Origin of the sequence: Micromonospora sicca (genome assembly GCF_003172935.1) — a bacterium.
Classification (GTDB): Bacteria; Actinomycetota; Actinomycetes; order Mycobacteriales; family Micromonosporaceae; genus Micromonospora; species Micromonospora sicca.
This window is the reverse complement of the sequence record NZ_QGKS01000486.1, coordinates 1-4327: the sequence shown is the minus strand read 5'-3', so window position 1 is coordinate 4327 and position 4327 is coordinate 1. Positions and strand designations below refer to the sequence as shown.

Here is a 4327-nt window from a genome sequence, read left to right as displayed (position 1 = left end):
CCGTCCCGGCCTCGCGGCGGCACGCGCCGGGCGGACCGGCGGGCGGGCGGGGACCGATCTCCATGCCGATCACGGTACGGCCGCCCGGCGCGTGCCGCCGCGAGGCCGGGACGGTTACCGTGGACAGGTGCGCGACCCCAATGTGTCCCGATCCGCGGCCGGCCAGCTCTCCGTCACCCGCCGCGCCGACGACCTGCGCCGACTCCGCGCCGAGCGGTTCGACGTGCTGGTCATCGGCGGCGGCGTGACCGGCGCGGGTGCCGCGCTCGACGCCGCCTCCCGCGGCCTCAAGGTGGCGCTGGTCGAGGCGCGGGACTACGCCGCCGGCACCTCCAGCCGGTCCAGCAAGCTCATCCACGGCGGCCTGCGCTACCTGGAGCAGCTCGAGTTCCACCTGGTCCACGAGGCGCTGACCGAGCGGGGGCTGCTCGCCACCCGGCTCGCGCCGCACCTGGTGCGCCCGGTGCCGTTCCTGGTCCCGCTGCCCGCCGGGCGGGGACTGCGCGACCTGCCCGGCCGCTTCTTCCGGCGGTCCTACTACGGGGCCGGCGTGGCCGCGTACGACGCGTTCGCCGGCGTCTTCGGCGGCGGGCGCGGCATGCCGCTGCACCGCCACCTGACCCGCGAGGGCGCCCGCCGGATCTTCCCCAGCCTCCGCGCCGACGCCCTGGCCGGGGCGATCCGCTACTACGACGGGCAGGTCGACGACGCCCGGCTGGTGGTGACGCTGGCGCGCACCGCGGCCAGCCTGGGCGCGTCCGTGGTGACCAGCACCCGGGCCGTCGGCCTGATCCGCCAGGCCCGCGAGGTCACCGGGGTCCGGGTCCGCGACCTGGAGGCGCCCGCCGGCTCACCCGACGCCGAGTTCGAGGTACGCGCCCGCACGGTCATCGCCGCCACCGGCGTGTGGAGCGACGACATGTCCCGGATGCTCAACGACGTCGGGCTGCGCCCCGGGGTGCGGGTCCGGGCCTCCAAGGGCGTCCACCTGGTGGTGCCCCGCTCGGCGATCACCGGCGAGACCGGGTTGATCCTGCGCACCGCCACCAGCGTGCTCTTCGTCATCCCGTGGGGCGGCCACTGGATCATCGGCACCACCGACACCGACTGGCGGCTGGACCGGTCCCACCCGGCGGCCACCGCCAGGGACATCGACTACCTGCTGGAGCAGGTCAACATGGTGCTCGACCGGCCGTTGACCACCGACGACATCGAGGGCGTGTACGCCGGGCTGCGCCCGCTGCTGGCCGGCGAGGCGGACTCCACCTCCAAGCTGTCCCGGGAGCACGCGGTGGTGGAGCCGATGCTGGGGCTGCTGCTGGTCGCCGGCGGCAAGTACACGACGTACCGGGTGATGGCCTCGGACGTGGTCGACCGGGCGGTCCACCGGCTGGGCTGGACCCGGCCGTCGCGCACCGCCGACCTGCCGCTGCTCGGCGCGGACGGGTACGCGGCGACGTGGCGGGACCGGGCCGACCTGGCCCGCCGGCACGGAGTCCCGGTCGGGGTGGTCGAACACCTGCTGGAGCGGTACGGCACGCTCACCCGCGACCTGCTCGCCCTGATCGACGCGGACCCGTTGCAGGGCTCCCCGCTGGCCGGCGCCCCGGAGTACCTGGCCGCCGAGGTGACGTACGCGGCCCGGGCCGAGGGGGCGCTGCACCTGGAGGACGTGCTGACCCGGCGTACCCGGATCTCCTTCGAGACCAGCCACCGCGGCCTGGACTCGGCCGAGCACGCCGCGGAGCTGATGGGCGCGGTGCTCGGCTGGGACGAGGCGACCCGGGCCCGCGAGGTGGCGCACTACCGGGCGCGGGTGGAGGCGGAGCGCCAGTCGCAGCTGATGCCGGACGACGTGGCGGCGGACGCGGCCCGGCTCGGCGCACCCGACGTCCGGGGGTTCGCGGCGGACCGGGGTGTCGACGGCGACGCCGTCGAACTTCCGTCGTCCCCCCGGTAGCGATCCGCCGGGGCCCCGGTCGGGCTCATCGCTCGGCCGGTCGGCGGGTACCGGCGCAACCTACGGTGGGGTAGGTTGCCGTGCGTGGTTCGCCCATCAAGGTCGCGCGTCCTCCTATTTTCGGCCGGTGTTCTGCTGGTGTTCGCCCTGACCGGTTGCTCGGTGTTCGACCGGGCCGAGGGGTCCACGGCGCCGCCGCGCGGGTCCGCACCGCCGAGCGGGGAGGCCTCCGCCCCCACCGGGACACGCCGGGTCTCGCTGGTGCAGAAGCTCGGCGCGGACGGCCCGGTCCGCTCCCTGGAGGTGGAGCCGAACGGCCGGTGGGCCTGTCAGGACTGCGCCGGCGACGGGGTGAACTCGACCGGGGAGCTCGCCCCCGACCAGGTGCAGCGGTTGCAGCGGATGCTCGCCGACCCCGCCCTGGCGAAGGAGACGGACGAGGCCCGCCAGTACAAGCTGGCCTGCATCGACGCGCTGACCTCCACCCTGCTCATCCCGCCGGGCCTGACCATCACCTCGCAGGACTGCCCGGGTGAGGAACGGCCACCGGTCGCCGGCGAGATCCTGCTGCTGCTCACCCAGGCGACGCCGGCCGAGGTCCGCGGCTGACCACGGTCCCGACCGCCCGATCCGGGCCCCCGACCGGGTCGGGTCCGGCCACCCGCCGGTGCGGACCGGTCAGAGCACCTTGCCGGGGTTGAAGAGCCCCTCCGGGTCCAGCGCCGCCTTGATCGCCTGGTGCACCCGGATCCCGACCGGGCCGATCTCCCGGGCCAGCCAGTCCCGCTTGAGCAGCCCCACGCCGTGCTCCCCGGTGCAGGTGCCGCCCAGCGCCAGACCCAGCCGCATGATCTCGTCGAAGGCCCGCCGGCCGCGCTCGACGCTGGCCGGGTCGGCCCGGTCGACCACGATGTTCGGGTGCATGTTGCCGTCGCCCGCGTGGCCCACCACGCCGATCGGCACGGCACACTCCTCGGCGATCCGGGCCACCCCGTCCAGCAGCGCCGCGAGCGCGCCGCGCGGCACCGCCACGTCGTCGATCACCAGCCCGCCGTTGCCGCCGGGGAAGGCCTCCGCGGCGTACCGCTCCATCGCCGGGTGGGCCAGCCGGCGGGCCTGGAGCAGGGCCGCCGCCTCCACCGCGTCGGTGGCCGTCCAGACCTCGTCGGCGCCGGCCGCCTCACAGACCTCGGCGATCCGGGCCAGGTCCTCAGCGGCCCGGGAGCCGGTGTCCACGGCGGCCAGCAGCAGCGCCTGCGCGTCGGTGCGCAACCCCATCGGCCGGTACGCCTCGATGGCCGCCAGGTGGACCCGGTCGAGCAGTTCCAGCAGGCTCGGGCTCAGCCCCCGCTCGGCGATCCCGGCCACTGCCGTCCCGGCGGCCGCGGTCGACCCGAAGACGGCGACCAGGGTCAGCGACTTCGCCGGGGCGGGCCGCAGCGAGACGGTGATCTCGGTGATCACCCCGAGGGTGCCCTCGGAGCCGACGAAGAGCCGCGTCAGGTCGTACCCGGCGACCCCCTTGGCGGTACGCCGGCCGGTGCGCAGCACCTCGCCGGAGGCGAGCACCACCGTCAGGCCGAGCACGTACTCGGTGGTCACGCCGTACTTGACGCAGCACATGCCGCCCGCGTTGGTGGCGACGTTGCCGCCGATGGTGGACGACTCCCAGGAGCCGGGGTCGGGCGGGTACCAGAGGCCGTGCTTCGCCACCGCTCCGGCCAGCGCCGCGTTGACCACGCCGGGCTGGACCACGGCGATCCGGCTCACCGGGTCGATCTCCAGGATCCGGTCCATCGCCACGGTGCTCAGCACCACCGCGCCGTCGACCGCGTTCGCCGCGCCGGCCAGCCCGGTCCGGGCCCCCTGCGGGACCACCGGTACGCCGTGCCGGGCGGCCGCCCGGACCACCGCGACGACCTCCTCGGTGCTGCGCGGCCGGGTGACCACGAGCGGGGTGCCGGCGGCGCACAGGTCGGCCTCGTCCCGCTCGTGCATCCGGAGCAGGTCCGGGTCGGTCAGCACGGCGGCGTCGCCGAGCGCGGCCCGCAGGTCGTCGAGGAGGGGGGAACCGGCCATGCGGGGAAGGCTAGGTCGTCGCCAGGTGATCATCAACCGGGCGACCGCGCGCTAGATTGGCCGGCATGCTGTATCTGGACCGGCCGGCCGTGCCCTGGCGGGGCCGGCTCTGGTCGCACCTGATCAGCGACGTCTCCTACGCCGAGCTGCACGCCTTCGCCGAGGCGCTTGGCGCGCCCCGCCGTGGCTTCGACCGGGACCACTACGACATCCCCGCCGAACGCTTCCCCGTGGCCGTCTGGCTCGGCGCCCAGGTCGGTGATCGTGCAGCCGGTCAGCTCGGCCAGG

4 protein-coding genes are annotated in these 4327 nt (G+C 75.5%); 3 read left to right on the top strand and 1 reads right to left on the bottom strand.

What is annotated here, in order from left to right; genetic code table 11:
- Positions 1-142 precede the first annotated feature (142 nt).
- Positions 143-1960, top strand: a complete 1818-nt coding sequence (locus DKT69_RS35260; RefSeq protein ID WP_109805702.1) for a glycerol-3-phosphate dehydrogenase/oxidase — start codon at positions 143-145, stop codon at positions 1958-1960.
- A gap of 138 nt (positions 1961-2098) precedes the next feature.
- Complete coding sequence (locus tag DKT69_RS35255) at positions 2099-2569, top strand: hypothetical protein (RefSeq protein ID WP_236648602.1); 471 nt, start codon at positions 2099-2101, stop codon at positions 2567-2569.
- Positions 2570-2638: 69 nt separating this feature from the next.
- On the opposite strand, the gene DKT69_RS35250 is transcribed toward DKT69_RS35255, so the two are convergent.
- A complete protein-coding gene (locus tag DKT69_RS35250) occupies positions 2639-4039 on the bottom strand; it encodes an FAD-binding oxidoreductase (RefSeq protein WP_109805700.1) in 1401 nt (466 codons plus the stop codon).
- Between the two features lie 65 nt (positions 4040-4104).
- Between DKT69_RS35250 and DKT69_RS35245 the strand changes: the two genes are divergently transcribed.
- Positions 4105-4327 (top strand): DUF4031 domain-containing protein (locus DKT69_RS35245; RefSeq protein ID WP_109805703.1); only part of this gene is annotated, 223 nt, incomplete at its 3' end.